15 protein-coding genes are annotated in these 15,822 nt (G+C 67.1%); 3 read left to right on the top strand and 12 right to left on the bottom strand.

All coding sequences use genetic code 11. The features are described 5' to 3' along the window. Window positions 1–2: 2 nt before the first annotated feature. The 6 genes from OQ789_RS07475 to OQ789_RS07500 all read right to left on the bottom strand — a co-directional run bounded on the left by OQ789_RS07475 (window position 3) and on the right by OQ789_RS07500 (window position 6,475). Complete coding sequence (locus OQ789_RS07475; protein WP_324684608.1) at window positions 3–1,544, bottom strand: NAD(P)/FAD-dependent oxidoreductase; 1,542 nt, start codon at window positions 1,542–1,544, stop codon at window positions 3–5. Window positions 1,545–1,697: 153 nt separating this feature from the next. Continuing rightward, on the bottom strand, window positions 1,698–2,435 hold the full coding sequence (locus OQ789_RS07480; RefSeq protein WP_324684610.1) for a TetR/AcrR family transcriptional regulator: 738 nt from the start codon (window positions 2,433–2,435) through the stop codon (window positions 1,698–1,700). A gap of 126 nt (window positions 2,436–2,561) precedes the next feature. Further along, entirely contained in the window at window positions 2,562–4,727 is a 2,166-nt protein-coding gene (gene nrdE, locus OQ789_RS07485; protein ID WP_324684611.1) for a class 1b ribonucleoside-diphosphate reductase subunit alpha, read from the bottom strand. Continuing rightward, the gene (gene nrdI, locus OQ789_RS07490; protein WP_324684612.1) at window positions 4,697–5,137 is read right to left on the bottom strand and encodes a class Ib ribonucleoside-diphosphate reductase assembly flavoprotein NrdI; all 441 of its coding nucleotides are present in this window, start codon (window positions 5,135–5,137) and stop codon (window positions 4,697–4,699) included. The genes nrdE and nrdI overlap by 31 nt, the downstream gene beginning before the upstream one ends. 38 nt (window positions 5,138–5,175) lie before the next feature. Next, on the bottom strand, window positions 5,176–5,415 hold the full coding sequence (gene nrdH / locus OQ789_RS07495) for a glutaredoxin-like protein NrdH (RefSeq protein ID WP_324684613.1): 240 nt from the start codon (window positions 5,413–5,415) through the stop codon (window positions 5,176–5,178). 505 nt (window positions 5,416–5,920) lie between these two features. Further along, on the bottom strand, window positions 5,921–6,475 hold the full coding sequence (locus OQ789_RS07500; RefSeq protein ID WP_324684615.1) for an NAD(P)H-dependent oxidoreductase: 555 nt from the start codon (window positions 6,473–6,475) through the stop codon (window positions 5,921–5,923). Between the two features lie 91 nt (window positions 6,476–6,566). On the opposite strand from OQ789_RS07500, the gene OQ789_RS07505 reads away from it, so the two are divergent. Continuing rightward, window positions 6,567–7,175: a helix-turn-helix domain-containing protein gene (locus tag OQ789_RS07505; RefSeq protein ID WP_324684616.1), complete on the top strand. Its 609-nt coding sequence runs from the start codon at window positions 6,567–6,569 to the stop codon at window positions 7,173–7,175. After that, entirely contained in the window at window positions 7,172–8,215 is a 1,044-nt protein-coding gene (locus OQ789_RS07510) for a DNA polymerase IV (protein WP_324684693.1), read from the top strand. The genes OQ789_RS07505 and OQ789_RS07510 overlap by 4 nt, the downstream gene beginning before the upstream one ends. Here OQ789_RS07510 and OQ789_RS07515 read toward each other — a convergent pair. Further along, window positions 8,150–9,082 (bottom strand): SDR family oxidoreductase, encoded by a 933-nt coding sequence (locus tag OQ789_RS07515; protein ID WP_324684618.1) that lies wholly within the window; start codon window positions 9,080–9,082, stop codon window positions 8,150–8,152. The two genes, OQ789_RS07510 and OQ789_RS07515, sit on opposite strands and share 66 nt — an antisense overlap. Before the next feature lie 30 nt (window positions 9,083–9,112). After that, window positions 9,113–9,748: a helix-turn-helix domain-containing protein gene (locus tag OQ789_RS07520; protein WP_324684619.1), complete on the bottom strand. Its 636-nt coding sequence runs from the start codon at window positions 9,746–9,748 to the stop codon at window positions 9,113–9,115. A gap of 113 nt (window positions 9,749–9,861) precedes the next feature. On the opposite strand from OQ789_RS07520, the gene OQ789_RS07525 reads away from it, so the two are divergent. Further along, window positions 9,862–11,343 (top strand): cytochrome P450, encoded by a 1,482-nt coding sequence (locus OQ789_RS07525; RefSeq protein WP_324684620.1) that lies wholly within the window; start codon window positions 9,862–9,864, stop codon window positions 11,341–11,343. Between the two features lie 12 nt (window positions 11,344–11,355). On the opposite strand, the gene OQ789_RS07530 is transcribed toward OQ789_RS07525, so the two are convergent. The 4 genes from OQ789_RS07530 to OQ789_RS07545 all read right to left on the bottom strand — a co-directional run bounded on the left by OQ789_RS07530 (window position 11,356) and on the right by OQ789_RS07545 (window position 15,822). Further along, window positions 11,356–11,850, bottom strand: coding sequence for a homocitrate synthase (locus tag OQ789_RS07530; protein ID WP_324684622.1), 495 nt, complete (start codon window positions 11,848–11,850; stop codon window positions 11,356–11,358). A gap of 190 nt (window positions 11,851–12,040) precedes the next feature. Beyond that, window positions 12,041–13,033, bottom strand: a complete 993-nt coding sequence (locus OQ789_RS07535) for a sensor histidine kinase (RefSeq protein WP_324684623.1) — start codon at window positions 13,031–13,033, stop codon at window positions 12,041–12,043. Between the two features lie 118 nt (window positions 13,034–13,151). Continuing rightward, window positions 13,152–14,609: a FadR/GntR family transcriptional regulator gene (locus OQ789_RS07540; protein ID WP_324684625.1), complete on the bottom strand. Its 1,458-nt coding sequence runs from the start codon at window positions 14,607–14,609 to the stop codon at window positions 13,152–13,154. 19 nt (window positions 14,610–14,628) lie between these two features. Further along, window positions 14,629–15,822, bottom strand: a complete 1,194-nt coding sequence (locus tag OQ789_RS07545; RefSeq protein ID WP_324684626.1) for a thiolase family protein — start codon at window positions 15,820–15,822, stop codon at window positions 14,629–14,631.

The following is a 15,822-nucleotide window of genomic DNA, read 5'->3' on the forward strand; positions in this document are numbered from 1 at the left end:
GGTCAGGAGGCGGCCGCGCGCCTGCCCGTCTTCACGCCGAAGAACTGGTATTCCTCCGGCTTGACCGAGCGGGTCGCGCGCCAGTACTCCCAGGTGTAGCCGCCCCAGAGCACGGTGTTCTTGCCGTGCTCGTCCAGATACCAACTGCTGCAGCCGCCGCTGTTCCACACCGACGGGCCGAGCCTGCGTTGCAGATCGTCGTTGAACTTGTCCTGGGCGGCGCGGGTCGGGGCCAGCGCCCGTGCGCCCATCTTGTCGCACGTCGCGATCGCGTCTGCGACATAACGGATCTGGGATTCGATCATGAACACCACCGAGTTGTGCCCCAAGCCCGTGTTGGGGCCCAGCAGGAAGAACAGGTTGGGGACGTCCGCGACGGTGATGCCACGGTGCGCGCCGATGCCCTCGCGGTTCCAGCGGTCCACCAGGTCCTCGCCGTGGAGTCCCTTGATCTGGACGTAGGTGTAGGAGTCGGTGACGTGGAAGCCGGTGGCATACACGATCACGTCGGCCTGGCGGTGTGTGCCGTCCGCGGTGACGATGCCGTCGGCGGTGATCCGGGAGATACGGTCGGTGACCAGCTCGGTCTTCGGGTCCGCGACCGCGCGGTAATAGGTGGTGGAGTTCAGGATTCGCTTGCAGCCGATGCGGTAGTTCGGGGTCAGCTTGCGCCGCAGCTCGCGATCCTTCACCGAGCGCCGGATGTTGTACTTCGAGTACAGCTCAATGAATTTCAGCGCATTAGGCCGCTTGGTCATGCCGAACGCCAGCGCCTCCTGACCCCAGTAGATGACCAGGCGTGTCAACGCCCGCAGCCCGGGCACGTTCTGCATCGCCGCCCGCAGCCGCGGTGGGATCTCGGGGTTGGACCGCGGCACCACCCACGGCGGGGTGCGCTGGTAGAGCTGAAGTTCGGCGACCTGCCCGACGATCTCCGGCACGATCTGGATCGCGCTGGCGCCGGTGCCGATGATCGCCACCCGCTTGCCGGTCAGGTCGACGCTGTGGTCCCACTCCGCGGAATGGAAAGCGGGACCGGTGAATTCGTCTCGGCCCTCGATCTCCGGGAAGGACGGGATGTGCAGCGCACCGGCACCGGAAATCAGGAACTGTGCGACGTATTCGCGCCCGTCGGTGGTGAACACGTGCCAGCGGTTCTCGTCATCGTCCCAGTGGGCGCGGTCGACCAGTGAGTTGAATTCGACATAACGGCGCAGGCCGTACTTGTCCGTGACCCCTTTGAGGTAATCCCAGATCTCGGGCTGAAAAGAGAACGGGTTCTTCCAGTCGGGCTTGGGCTCGAACGAGAAGGAGTACAGGTGCGACGGGATGTCGCAGGCGCATCCCGGGTAGGTGTTGTCTCGCCAGGTGCCGCCGATGTCGTCGGCCTTTTCCAGGATGACGAATCCCACGCCCTGCTTCTGCAGCGCGATCGCCATCCCCAGGCCGGAGAATCCGGTCCCGATGATGAGGGCGCGCGTGTGCACGGGCTGGTGGGCGGTGGCCCCGGGGGTTGTCTCGGTTTGTGTCACGACGTCGGTCACGGTCGATGATCCTTCTATCCAGGCCTGTCTCGGGTCGGCGCGGGCCGGCGTCTTCGGCTACGGCCCCCGACTGACGCAGATACCCAGTACCGAGGGTATCGGTTGGGACGAGTGTGATCGATGGCCGCGGCGCTTGTCAACGCCGCGGCCCACTCAGCCCGCAGCGGGCTTGACGGTCACCATGTCGTGAATCGGCAGGTCAGGGTCCATCGTGATGCCGAGCGCCTCGGCGGTGCCGACGATCACCCCCATCATGATGGTCGCCAGGTGCGCGACGAACTGCTCACGCGACATCAGGCGCGGGCTCTCCGGTTCTGGGCCCAGCCACCACTCGGTGGCCGACGCGGCACAGCCGAAGGCCGCGTGCCCGGCCAGTTCCACGGCGGCGTGGTCGAGCTCCATGTCGCGCAGCTCGTTGTCGAACATGTCGGCCACGGCCAGCGTGATCCCGCGTCCCTCGTCGAGAATTTGGGGGCTGGCCGCCGACCTGCCCTGGATGAACACGCGCAGCACGTTGGGGTGCTTGTCCACCAGGATCACGTACTCCTCGACACTGCGCCGGATCACCTCGCGCGCCGAGTCGGTTTTCAGGTCGATGGACGGGAAGATCGCCGCCCACAGCATGTCGCGCAGCCGCTCCCCGATCGCGTGGAACAGATCGGATTTGTCGTGGAAATGCCGGTAGATCTTCGGTTTGGCGGTGCCGGCCTCCTCGGCGATTTCCCGCACGGACAGCTCGGGCCCGAGGCGATCGATCGCGCGGAACGCCGCATCGACGATCTCGCTGCGCACCTTCTTGCGGTGCTCGCGCCAACGTTCGCTGCGCGCGTCGACCTTGGCCCCAGGTTTGACGCTGGGGTGGGGCCTAGCAGGTCGAGGAATTCTCACCACGTCAGGCACCTTACTCCGTCAGGCCTGCTGACCTGGGCAGACCGGGCCCGTGCGCCCCGCCGAGTGTGAATTGCACGACGCGACACCCCGGGCAGCCGTCGCTACATCCACACTCGGCGCGAGCATTTACAGCATGCAGGACACGCAGCCTTCGACCTCGGTTCCCTCCAGAGCCATCTGACGCAACCGGATGTAGTAGAGCGTCTTGATTCCCTTGCGCCAGGCGTAGATCTGCGCCTTGTTCACGTCGCGGGTGGTGGCGGTGTCCTTGAAGAACAGCGTCAGCGACAGCCCCTGGTCCACATGCTGGGTGGCCGCGGCGTAGGTGTCGATGATCTTCTCGTAGCCGATCTCGTAGGCGTCCTGGTAGTACTCCAGGTTGTCGTTGGTCAGATACGGCGCCGGGTAGTAGACGCGGCCGATCTTGCCTTCCTTGCGGATCTCTATCTTGCTCGCCACCGGGTGGATCGAGCTGGTCGAGTTGTTGATGTAGCTGATCGATCCGGTCGGCGGCACGGCCTGCAGGTTCTGGTTGTAGATGCCGTGCTGCTGCACCGATTCCTTGAGCCGTTGCCAATCCTCTTGTGTCGGAATGCGAATGCCGGCCTCGGCGAAGATTTCGCGGACCCGTGGGGTGGCCGGCTCCCACACCTGCTCGGTGTACTTGTCGAAGAATTCACCCGAGGCGTACTTCGACTTCTCGAAGCCGCCGAACTTGCTGCCCCGTTCGATCGCGATGCGGTTCGATGCGCGCAGCGCGTGGTAGAGCACGGTGTAGAAGTAGATGTTGGTGAAGTCGACGCCCTCTTCGGAGCCGTAGAGGATGCGTTCGCGGGCCAGGTAGCCGTGCAGGTTCATCTGCCCGAGCCCGATCGCGTGAGACTCGTTGTTGCCCTGCTCGATTGAGGGCACCGACCAGATGTGCGTCTGATCGCTCACCGCCGTCAGGGCGCGGATCGCGACCTCGATGGTCTGCGCGAAGTCGGGCGAGTCCATCGTCTTGGCGATGTTCAGCGACCCCAAGTTGCACGAAATGTCCTTGCCCACTTTGGCATACGTCAAATCCTCGTTGAAAATCGACGGCGTGGACACCTGCAGGATCTCCGAGCACAGGTTCGAGTGGGTGATCTTGCCGTCGATCGGGTTGGCCCGGTTCACCGTGTCCTCGTACATGATGTACGGGTAGCCGGACTCGAACTGCAGCTCGGCCAGCGTCTGGAAGAACTCGCGCGCCTTGATCTTCGACTTGCGGATCCGGCCGTCGTTGACCATCTCGTGGTACTTCTCGGTCACCGAGATGTCGGCGAACGGCACACCGTAGACGCGCTCGACGTCATACGGCGAGAACAGGTACATGTCCTCGTTTTTCTTGGCCAGCTCGAAGGTGATGTCGGGAATCACCACGCCCAGGCTCAGCGTCTTGATGCGGATCTTCTCGTCAGCGTTCTCGCGCTTGGTGTCCAGGAACCGGTAGATGTCGGGGTGGTGCGCGTGCAGGTACACCGCGCCCGCGCCCTGGCGGGCCCCGAGCTGGTTGGCGTAGGAGAACGAGTCCTCGAGCAGCTTCATGATCGGGATGACACCCGAGCTCTGGTTCTCGATGTTCTTGATCGGGGCGCCGTGCTCACGAATGTTGCTGAGCAGCAACGCGACTCCCCCACCGCGCTTGGACAGCTGCAGCGCGGAGTTGATGGACCGCCCGATCGATTCCATGTTGTCTTCGATGCGCAGCAGAAAGCAGCTCACCGGCTCGCCGCGTTGCTTCTTGCCCGAGTTCAGGAAGGTCGGGGTGGCCGGCTGGAATCGCCCGTCGATGATCTCGTCGACGAGCTTCTCGGCCAGGACGGTGTCGCCGGCGGCCAGCGTCAGCGCGACCATGACCACGCGGTCCTCGAAGCGCTCCAGGTATCGCTTACCGTCGAACGTCTTCAGCGTGTAGGAGGTGTAGTACTTGAACGCGCCCAGAAACGTCGGGAACCGGAACTTCTTGGCATAGGCGCGGTCCAGCAGCGTCTTGACGAAGTTGCGGCTGTACTGGTCGAGAACCTCACGCTCGTAATAGTTCTCCTTGATCAGGTAGTCGAGCTTCTCGTCCTGATTGTGGAAGAACACCGTGTTCTGGTTGACGTGCTGCAGGAAGTACTGGTGCGCGGCCTCGCGGTCCTTGTCGAACTGGATCTTGCCGTCCGCGTCGTACAGATTCAGCATCGCGTTGAGCGCGTGATAATCCGTCTCCCCCGGCAGTGCGTGGGCTCCGGTGGTTACAGGCTCTGCAGCGACGGTTGGTGACACGTCTGTTCCTTCCAGAAATTGGCTAAGCCCGCGCGGACGGCGTCCACGTCGTCCTGGGTTCCCATGAGTTCGAAGCGGTAGAGGTACGGAACGCCGCACTTGCGCGAGATCACGTTGCCCGCGTAGGCGAATTCGGCGCCGAAGTTGTTGTTGCCCGCGGCGATCACGCCGCGGATCAACGACCGGTTGTGCTCGTCGTTCAAGAAGGCGATGACCTGCTTGGGGACGTAACCGCCGGCGTTGAGGTCGGGCGTGGCCCGGCCACCGCCGTAGGTGGGCAGCACGAGGACGTAGGGCTGGTCCACCTCGATGCGGCCATGCACGGGTATCCGCGTGGCGGGGATCCCCAGCTTCTCCACGAAGCGGTGGGTGTTCTCCGACACCGACGAGAAATAGACCAGGTTGGACACCACAACCTCCTTACCTGACCTATTACCCGTCTGTTGCCTTAAGCGCTGAGTTCCGCCGCGGAGAGCGCCTTGATGCGGTCGGGCCGGAAACCGGACCAGTGGTCGTTGCCCGCGACCACGACGGGGGCCTGCAGGTAGCCCAGGGCCATCACGTAGTCGCGCGCCTCGGCGTCCAGTGAGATGTCGACCTTGTCGTAGGCGATGCCCTGCTTGTCCAGCGCCTTATAGGTGGCGATGCACTGTACACAGGCCGGCTTGGTGTACACGGTGATGCTCATAGAATGCCGCTCCTTTGCGGAAGAGGGGACCCAACGGACTGGCAACTACTTTTGGACTGCGTCTTTGCTATGTTCAGCGATCCGTCAGGCTCCCTGATTCCCGTCGTGCGGCGGTCGAGGTCGAACGACCCGTGGGCGCCGATTTCGGGGGGTCCACCCAGTCTGGCGGGCTTGGTGGTCCTGGGATCTGCCGGTGCTCGGAACACTACACCTAGTGGCTGACGAGTTGTCGAGATACAAGATGTTCTGAATAACATTTTTGAAATTCCCTGGTCGTGAGCCCTGTCGTCAACAAATTCAGACACCCGCTCGGCGTGTCGCAGATCACACGGCCGAGCGTGAGCGCCTCTGCACATGGGTATAGCAGCGGCCACCGACATGACCGCCGCCGGCGACGGGCCCGACCCCCGGCCAGCAAAGCCGCCGGCGGGGGCTGGCGGCTCGTGCTATCGGGTCATCGCGATAGCGCCGGTCGCCCGGCGAGCGCCTTGTCGACTTCTGCCAATCAGCCGACCTCGGCGGCCAGCTTGCCCACCACATCGCGCACGTTCGCCGTCAGTTCGGCGTCCTCGGCGGGCGCCTTGCCCTGCAGGGTTTTGAACGGCACGGACAGCTTGAGGTCCTCGACGATCCGCGCTCCGGCGATGCCGAAGGACTTGCGGGTGTCGTCGTGCGCCCACACCCCGCCGTACTGGCCGAAGGATCCGCCAATGACCGCCAGCGGCTTGCCCTTCAGCGCGCCGTCGCCGAACGGCCGGGACAGCCAGTCGATCGCGTTCTTGATGACGGCCGGGTAGCTGCCGTTGTACTCGGGGGTCACCACCAGGGCGGCGTCGGCGCCGGCCGCCGCGGCGCGCAGCGCGGCCACCGGGCCCAGTGGTGGCGCGTCGGCGTTCATCACGTCGTCGATCTCTTCGTTGTAGAACGGCAACCCATCGAGCCCTTCGAAGATCGTGACCGTCACGTCGCCGCTGGCGACCGCCGTCGCCAACTCCGCGATCTGGCGGTTGATCGACGCCGTCCGCAGGCTTCCCACTAATGCCAAAATGTTGATTGCCACTGTCCGAGTTTCCCTTCGGTCGTTGCGTACATCCTCGCACGAGCTAACCGGACTCTAGTCCGCTTTATTCCGGCGGCGTTACAGTGCAGGAGTGAGCGAGCGGTCGACCGAGCTGCCCGTGTTCGCCCCGCAGGTGGTGCACCAGGAGCGGGGCGACGCGGCGCGAAACCGCGCCCTGCTGCTGGCGGCCGCCCGCAACCTGGTCGCCGAGCGCGGCGCCGACGCCGTCACCACCGACGACATCGCCGCCGCCGCCGGAGTCGGCAAAGGCACGCTGTTCCGCCGCTTCGGCAGCCGGGCCGGCCTGATGATGGTGCTCCTGGACGAGGACGAACAGGCCGTTCAGCAGGCGTTCCTGTTCGGGCCGCCGCCCCTGGGACCCGGAGCCCCGCCGGCCGATCGGCTGGTCGCGTTCGGCCGGGAGCGGATTCGGTTCGCCCACGACCACTGCGAACTGTTGTCCGCGGCCAACCGCGACCCACAAAGTCGGCGCAACGCACCTGCCATGGTGCTACGCACGCACGTGCGGATGCTGCTCAAGGCGGCAGAGTCCACCGGCGACCTCGACGCCCAGACGGACGCGTTGCTCGCGCTACTGGACGTGGACTACGTCGAGCATCAACTGGCCGACGGCGGTCATACCCTGACCACACTGGGCGACGCGTGGGAAAGCCTGGCGCGCAAGCTCTGCGGACGATGAACGCCGGGGCGCCGGCCTGGGTCTTGCATGTGGACCTCGACCAGTTTCTGGCGTCGGTCGAGCTGCGCAGGCGCCCCGAATTGGCCGGACGGCCGGTCATTGTCGGCGGCAGCGGCGATCCGACCGAGCCGCGCAAGGTCGTCACCTGCGCCTCCTATGAGGCCCGCGAGTTCGGTGTGCGCGCGGGCATGCCGCTGCGGGCCGCCGCCCGTCGCTGCCCCGAGGCGACCTTCCTTCCCTCGGACCCGGCCGCTTACGACGCGGCGTCCGGCCAGGTGATGGGGGTGCTGCGCGACCTGGGCCATCCGGTCGAAGTCTGGGGCTGGGACGAGGCCTATGTCGCGGTGGCGGCGCGGGACCCGGGCGAGGTCGCGCAGCACATCCGCGCCGTCGTCTCCACCGAAACCGGGCTGTCCTGCTCGGTCGGCATCAGCGACAACAAGCAGCGCGCCAAGGTGGCCACCGGCTTCGCGAAACCGGGCGGCATCTTTGTGCTCACCGATGAGAACTGGATGCCCCTGATGGCCGGCCGTCCCGTCGACGCGCTGTGGGGCGTGGGTCCCAAGACGGCGAAAAAGCTTGCGGATATTGAGATTACGACGGTAGCGCAACTCGCTCACTGCGACGCGGAGTTGCTGACGGCCACGTTCGGGCCGCGCACCGGGCTGTGGCTGCTGCTGTTGGCCAAGGGCGGCGGCGACGGTCGGGTCAGCGCCGAGCCGTGGGTGCCGCGCTCGCGCAGCCACGTCGTCACCTTTCCGCGCGATCTCACCGATCGCGCCGAGATGGACGCGGCGGTAACGGATTTGGCCGAGCGGGCGCTGACGGACGTGTTGGCGGAAGGCCGGACCGTGACCCGGGTGGCGGTGACCGTGCGAACGTCGACCTTCTACACGCGCACCAAGATTCGCAAGCTCGACGCGCCCGGCACCGATCGCGACACCATAGTGGCAGCAACCCTTCGTGTTCTCGACCTATTCGAGCTCGACCGGCCGGTCCGCCTGCTCGGGGTGCGCCTCGAGCTGGTCATGCCGGACTAGCGGCGGCGGGGCGGGCCGCAACGCGCGGGTGAAGATCACGTTCACCTGACGCATCGCGACGCTATAGGGCCACCACGCAAGCCTTTTGAAGGCGTACAACGCGCGGATGTCGACCGACGTGTAGATCAGGTACCGGTTCCTGGCCACCCCGGCCAGGATCTTCTCTGCGGCCTTTTCCGGCGTCACGGCATGGCCGGCGAACCGCCTGATCCACCGGGCGACGTTGGGGTCTTCCCGGTCCACCCCGGCGATCTCCACGGTGTTCACCAGCGGGGTGTTCACCGCGCCCGGCACCACGACCGACACCCCGATGCGGTGGCGAGCGAGGTCGAAGCGCAACACCTCGGACAGGCCCCGCAAGCCGTACTTGCTGGCGCTGTAGGCGGCATGCCACGGCAGGGCGACGAGCCCCGCCGCCGAGGACACGTTGACCAGATGGCCGCCGCGCCGTGCCGCCACCATCGGCGGGACGAAGGTCTCGATGACGTGGATCGGGCCCATCAGGTTGACGGCGATCATCTTGCGCCACTGCTCGTGGGTCAGCCGGTCGACGGTGCCCCACGCCGATACGCCGGCGATGTTGAGCACGAGGTCCATGCTCGGATGCGCGGCGTGGACATCGGCGGCGAAGGCGGCCACCTGGTCGTGGTCGGCGATGTCGAGCGCCCGGTGCTCGGCAACCCGCGCGCCCAGCGCGCGCGCGTCGGCCACGGTCTGTTCGAGACCGTCGCTGTCGCGATCGGTCAGATAGAGCTCTGCGCCCTGCGCGGCGAGCCGCAATGCCGTGGCGCGGCCGATGCCGCTGGCCGCGCCCGTGACGAGGCACCGCTTTCCCGCAAAAGACCGCCCGGATCCCCTCTGCGCCATGGCCGTGACGATACCGGCGGTGGCACCGCCCTAGGGACGGCCGGCCCACAACGCGTGCAGCCACAACTGCTCGAGGACGCGCACCCGTCGCTCACGGTCGGTGTCGCGCCCGGTCAGCATCGGGTCGCCGGTCAGCATCAGCGCAGTGGTGCCGGCCAGGGTGCGGATCAGCATCGGCAGGTCGTCGCTGATCGGCATGGCCGTCCCGGCCTTCATCTCGGCCTCCACAATCCCGACGATCTGACCCAGCACCACCTCGAACTGCTGATCCAGCATCTCGCGGATCTCGACGTCGGTGTTGCGGGCCTCGTTGCACGCGGTCACGACGGGGTCGTTGTGCGCGTAGACGGCCGCCGCGCTGCCGACCATCCGCTTGGCGAACTGCTCGGGCGATTCGCCGGCCAGCCGGGGGGCGAAGTATTCGGTGAGTTCTTCGAGTTCCTCGGCGGCCTCGGCCATCAGTTGCGCCAGCACCGCGTACTTGGAGTCGAAGTAGAAGTAGAAGCCCGATCGCGCCACCCCGGCCCGCATGCTGATGGTGCTGACCGACAGTTCGGCGAAGGGCTTTTCCTGCAGCAGTTCTCGCACCGCCTGCAGGATCGCCTGGCGCTGCTTGTCACCACGCCGCCGTGCCGCCGGCTCCGGAGTGACAGGGTCGCTGCTCACTCCCTGACCTTGCACCACGCCACAGAAAAAGCAAACTTGACAGCCGTCAAGTTTGTCAGCGAAGGTTATCAATCAGTGACGGCCGTCACCGGAGGGCACGCAGAGGAGCGTTTATGACCGCCACCATCAGCACCCCGCATTACCTGCTGGACCAGGCGCGGCGCCGGTTCACACCCTCGATCAACAACTTCCCCGGCATGGGGATGGTCGAGCGCAGGCTGCTGAACACGGACTTCCCGGAGCGGACGCTCGCCGAGCCACCAGCCGGCAGCGAGCTCAAAGCGGTCGTCGGCGACGCGGGCCTGCCGCTCCTCGGGCACATCATCGAGATGCTGCGCGGGGGGCCCGACTACCTGATGCACATGTACAACACCAGGGGTCCGGTGGTCTTCGGGGACTCGCCCGTCCTGCCGGGTGTCGCAGCCCTGGGCCCGGACGCCGCGCAGGTCATCTACTCCAACCGCAACAAGGACTACTCCCAGCAGGGTTGGGTGCCGGTCATCGGGCCGTTCTTCAACCGCGGCCTGATGCTGCTCGACTTCGAGGAACACATGTTCCATCGCCGCATCATGCAGGAGGCTTTCATCCGGTCGCGCCTGGTCAGCTACGTCGAGCAGATGGACCAGGTTGTGTCGCAGACCATCGCCAACGACTGGGTGCCCAACGATGCCCGCTTCCTGCTCTACCCGGCCATGAAGGAACTGACGCTCGACATCGCGTCGATGGTGTTCATGGGTCACGAGCCGGGCACCGACCACGAGCTGGTGACCAAGATCAACAAGGCGTTCGCGGTGACCACGCGCGCGGGCAACGCGATCATCCGCACCTCCGTGCCGCCGTTCACCTGGTGGCGTGGCCTCAAGGCCCGCGAGCTGCTGGAGAACTACTTCCGCGAGCGGGTCAAGGAGCAGCGCGCCAACCCCGGCACCGATCTGTTGTCGGTGCTGTGCCAGACCGAAGACGACGACGGCAACAAGTTCTCCGACGACGACATCGTCAACCACATGATCTTTTTGATGATGGCCGCGCACGACACCTCCACCTCGACGGTGACCACGATGGCCTACCACCTGGCCTCCCATCCGCAATGGCAGCAGCGCTGCCGCGAGGAGTCGGATCGGCTGGGCGACGGACCGCTCGACATCGACGCGCTGGAGAAGCTGGAGACGCTGGATCTGGTAATGAACGAGTCGATCCGTCTGGTGACGCCGGTGCAGTGGGCCATGCGCCAGACCGTGCGCGACACCGAGCTGCTCGGCTACTACATCCCGAAGGGCACCAACGTCATCGCCTACCCCGGCATGAACCACCGGCTGCCCGAATTGTGGACCGACCCGCTGACATTCGACCCGGAGCGGTTCACCGAGCCACGCAACGAGCACAAGCGGCACCGCTACGCGTTCACGCCGTTCGGTGGCGGCGCGCACAAGTGCATCGGGATGACGTTCGGGCAGCTGGAGATCAAGACGATCCTGCACCGCCTGCTGCGCAGGTATCGGCTGGAGCCACCCCGCCCGGGCTACAAGTGCGAGTGGGATTACGGCGGCATGCCGGTGCCCAAGGACGGCATGCCCATCGTGTTGCGCCCGCTGTAGAACGTCCGGGACTCATTCGGCCGCGAACAGCCGGTTGGCGCAGGCGATCACGGCGCGCAGCGCCGACTGAGTCGCATCGTCCGACCAGCCCATCGCCCACTCGCTGCGGACGCCGTCGCTGCCGCAGATGAAAGTGGCGCTGCCGGTTGACGATTGCATCTGATGGAACTGCACGATCTCGACGGCGAACCCGCGCTCATGCAGCATCGCGGTCAGTGCCGCGATCGGGCCGCCGGCGGCGGCGGTCACGGTGCTGATCCGATCGCCCACGGCGATTACCGCCCGAAAGCCGCGGGCGCCGGGGCTCATTCGGGTCGCGAGGTCGGTGCACTCCCAGTGGCCCAGCCGCAGCGGGCCGGCGTTGGGTCCATAGGTCGCGACGAAGGTCTCCCAAGACATGGTGTCGGCCCGCTCGCGCAGGCCGCGGGGCAACGCGACGCCGACGCGTTCGCCGAACCACCTGCGGGCGGAAGTGAAATTCTGTGGATTGCGCTCTGGAACAGTCATGGTGCCGGTCTTCTCTAGTCAGCGAAAGTGACCGACGGCGGTAGCTTCCGACCCACAGCGGGGGGTCGGTCAGAATCAGACCCCGCTGCAGGTGCTCGCTACTACGACAGGCGCGAAGACACGCTCGAAGACACGCACGAGCGATGACATTAGACCCACAGATGGCGCCGCCGCAACCGGCCCCCGCCGCTTATCCGGCCGGCCCCGCGGCGGCCTCGAACCGCAGATACGCCTGAATCGTGGTGCCGGTCCGGGTGGTGTGGGTCCGCACCAGGTCCGAGATGGCGTTGACCAGATACAGGCCGCGGCTCGCGGGACCGCGCGGGCCCGGGTCCAGGCGGCCCACCATGGGGTCGTCGAATCGTCCGCTGTCTCGTGCCTCGCAGACCAGATGACCGTCGTCCTGCCAGAAGGCCAGCCGGCAGGCGCCCCCGGTGTACATCAGGCTGTTGGTGGCCAATTCGGTGGCCACCAACTGCAGATCGTCGATGCTTTCCTGGGACAGCCCCATCCAGCCGGCGTAGTCGATGGCGAAGGACCGCGCGGGCCGCAGGTCGGCCGACTTGCGGACCATGTAGGTGACGGCCCCGGGACCGGCGGTCAGCGGCCGGTTGCAGCGTTCCAGGACGTCGCCCGGGGCGTAGTCCGAACTGCGTTGCAGCCCACCGCATTCCCACACCAGCGGATGCGTCGCGCGTGCGTCGGAGAGCACGTCGCCGCCGAGCCGGTCGGCGTCGTAGAGGCACAGGCTGGTCGCCGGGTATCCGTCCATGGCCTCGTTGGCGAGTGCCTCGTGCTCCATGCAGGCGATGAACTCCTCGTCGGTGCGGCCGGGCCAGGCGAGTTGGCCGACGATCCGCACCCGCTGGTCGGGGTGCTCATCGATGAACGCGCCCTGCATCGCCATGAACCGGCTCGGGTTGCGGGCCGCTTCGGTGATGTCGACCATGCGCACATCGGCGGGCAGGTCGGCACCGGTGGACAGCCCGTCGCGCAACAGCGCCAGCGTCGCGGGGGGCGCGGCGAGCAGGATCGCCTCGTCCAGCGCGAGACCGTCGCCGACGAAGCGGCGTACCAGCTCCAAAAGCTCTTGGGGGGAATGGAAAATTGACGCCGAGTGGACGAAACCGTATTGCCTGGTCACGTTGCCGGCCGTCACTTCAGCGCGCTCGCTTTCGATCACCTACGCCAACCCCCTGCAGATGCGACTGACGCCGCCCCTCCTTCCCAATACCCAAGACGGCCCTTCGCTATACCGCGCAGGGGATCACATTTGGGTCTGGCTGCCTGCGGCCGCCCCGTCACAGCCACCACGACGCGGCCGCGTCGAGGTGACGGCGGAGGCGATGACACGCGACGCCCTCGTCGGCACCCCCGATCGCCTCGACGATCCGCGCGTGCGCGTGGTGCACGGCCAGCACATCCGACCAGGTCGGCAGTGCCTGACCGGTGCTCGACCAATGCCGGCGGAACAGCTCGACGATGATGCGCAGGAACAGATCCAGGAGCGCGTTGCCGGCCAGCTGCGCCAGGCCCACGTGAAAGTCGAACTCCTCGGCGATGGCCTGCCGCACGTCGTCGGCCGTCTGTCCCGCGGTGGCCGGCAGCCCGGCCCGGTGGGTGGCCAGAAACGCCGCCACCGCGGGCTCGCCCAGCCGCTTGACGACCTTGGCCACGTTGTCGATCTCGATGGCATCGCGGACGCATCGCAGGTCTTCGCGACTCGGGTCGCGGTACTGCAGGTATAGGGCGATCGTGTCGATGCTGGCCTGTGCCGCGGGCCGGGCGACGACGAGTCCGCCGCCGGGTCCGCGGCGCATGTGGGCTATGGAGTGGTATTCGAGCAGCCGCACCGCCTCGCGGAGCACCGCGCGGCTCACCCGGTACCGCTCCAGCAGGGCGGTCTCGGTGCCGAAGACCGAACCCACCCGCCAGCCGCCGGCGGCGATGTCGTCGCCGATGGTGACGGCCAGCATCTCGGCCAGTTTGCCCCGGGGCGCCTCGGCGTCGAGCCGCCTGCGCCGGTGACGGCCCCGGCTCCCGTCGCCCGGATGGTGTTGTTGCAGCCAGCCCGTCACCGCCTCGACATGTCGCTCGGACAGCGTCTTGGCCCGCGCCGAATCGCCGGCCGTGACGGCGGCGACGATCGCGGAGTGGTCCGTGTGCAGATGCTCGACCGCCTCGACCGCCTCGGTGGCCGAATCCGTTTGCGACGCCAGCGCGTAGCGGGTGGTGAGCCGCATCAGCACGTCGATAAACAGCTGCAGCACCGGGTTTTTGGACTGCTCGGCCAGCGCGATGTGAAACTCGTCGCGCGGCACCGGCAAACCGGGCCTCCACTGCTCCTCGGCCTGCAACACCGCCCGCAGCCGCGCGATGCCGGCCTCGTCGATGCGCTCGGCGGCGAGCGAGGCCGCCAGCGGCTCGAGCACCAGGCGCGCGTTGAGCAGGTCGCCCAGGGTCGTGCCCAGGTATTCCAGGTAGATGACGACGGCGCGGGTGGCGGGCCCCGCGTCGGGCTCGCAGATGTACAACCCGCCGTTGGGGCCGCGGCGCATCCGCGCCACCTGGTGGTGTTCGACCAGGCGAACGGCCTCCCGCAGCACCGACCGGCTCACCCCGAAGCGCCGCTGCAGAGCCGGTTCGGAACCCAGCGATTCGCCCACCGCCCAGCCGCAGCGGACGATGTCGGCCTCGATGTCCCGGGCGAGGATCGACGCGAGCTTGTTCGCCCGGCCGGTGTTTGGCTCCTCTGTCATCCGAGCTCGATCGCGCTGCTCAGCAAGTCAGCAGCATGCACCCCGCGACGGGCCCGCCGCCGACGGAGACGACGCCCACCTCGGGGCGACGCGACACCTGCCGCTCCCCCGCGTCGCCGCGCAACTGCAGGCACCCTTCGTGCAGCGCCCAATAGCCGTGCATGCGCCCCGCCGAAAGCTGGCCGCCGTAGGTGTTCAGTGGCAGGTGCCCGTCGCGGGCGATCCGGTCCCCGCCCTCGACGAACGGGCCGCCCTCGCCGTCGCCGCAGACCCCGAGCGCTTCCAGCCACGCCAGGGTGAGATAGGTGAACCCGTCGTACAACTGGGCGACTTGCAGGTCGGCGGGCTTCAACGCGGTGCGCGACCACATCTGCGCCGCGGCGTCCGACATCGCCATCTTCGGGTAGTCCGCGCGGTGAAACCAGCCGCCGGCGCCGTCGGAGCCGCCGATCGCCTCCACCTTCACCGCCCGGTGCGGACAGTCGGCCGCGTGCTCCGCGTGCGACACCACCACCGCGATGGACCCGTCGATCGGCACGTCGCAGTCCAGCAGCCCGAGCGGGGTGGAAACCGGCCGCGCGCCCAGGTAGTCGGCCATCGTCATCGGATCCCGGTACACCGCACGAGGATTCAGCGCCGCGTTGCGCCTGCCGTTGAGCGCGATCCAGCCCAGCTGCTCTTTGGTGGTCCCGTACAGCTCCATGTGCCGACGGCAGTTGAGCGCCAGCCAGTTGGCCGCCGAATAGGCTTGGGCCGCAACCAGATCGTTCACGTCGTCCATCGCCCCGACGGCGGGCTTGGGCTCACCTTCGGGCGTCTCGAACATCCGCGCCAGCGGCGGCGCCGGCGCGTTCTCCTCCTGCTTGACCGGAACCGTGCCGCCGAGCATCTGAATCGTCCGGTACACCACCACGTGCCGGGCGCGGTGTTCGGCGACCGCGCGGCAGGCCGACATCACCGGCGAGAGCAGGCCGCCGGTGCCGAAGCCGGACCCGCAGTCCGCGGCATCGATGCCCAGCCGCGCGTTGACCTCCCCCGCGGGTGTGTCACCCAGGGTGGCGATGCCGTCGATGTCCGTGGCGGCCAGGCCGGCATCGTCGATGGCGGCGCGCACCGCCTCCATGGTCAACTCCGCGCCCGGGATGCCGGTGCGGCGGCCGATTCGTGAGATGCCGATTCCGGACAGGATCGCGTCTTTTTCGAAATGCGTCAT

The sequence above is a fragment of the Mycobacterium sp. 94-17 genome (assembly GCF_035617725.1).
Classification (GTDB): Bacteria; Actinomycetota; Actinomycetes; order Mycobacteriales; family Mycobacteriaceae; genus Mycobacterium.

What these genes read in the sequence shown, in the direction of transcription:
- nrdH (WP_324684613.1), bottom strand. Translation starts at nt 5,415, where the DNA reads ATGAGCATCACCGTGTACACCAAGCCGGCCTGTGTACAGTGCATCGCC.
- OQ789_RS07510 (WP_324684693.1), top strand. Translation starts at nt 7,172, where the DNA reads ATGAACGCCGGGGCGCCGGCCTGGGTCTTGCATGTGGACCTCGACCAG.
- OQ789_RS07515 (WP_324684618.1), bottom strand. Translation starts at nt 9,082, where the DNA reads ATGGCGCAGAGGGGATCCGGGCGGTCTTTTGCGGGAAAGCGGTGCCTC.
- OQ789_RS07525 (WP_324684620.1), top strand. Translation starts at nt 9,862, where the DNA reads ATGACCGCCACCATCAGCACCCCGCATTACCTGCTGGACCAGGCGCGG.
- OQ789_RS07530 (WP_324684622.1), bottom strand. Translation starts at nt 11,850, where the DNA reads ATGACTGTTCCAGAGCGCAATCCACAGAATTTCACTTCCGCCCGCAGG.
- OQ789_RS07540 (WP_324684625.1), bottom strand. Translation starts at nt 14,609, where the DNA reads ATGACAGAGGAGCCAAACACCGGCCGGGCGAACAAGCTCGCGTCGATC.
- OQ789_RS07545 (WP_324684626.1), bottom strand. Translation starts at nt 15,822, where the DNA reads ATGACGCATTTCGAAAAAGACGCGATCCTGTCCGGAATCGGCATCTCA.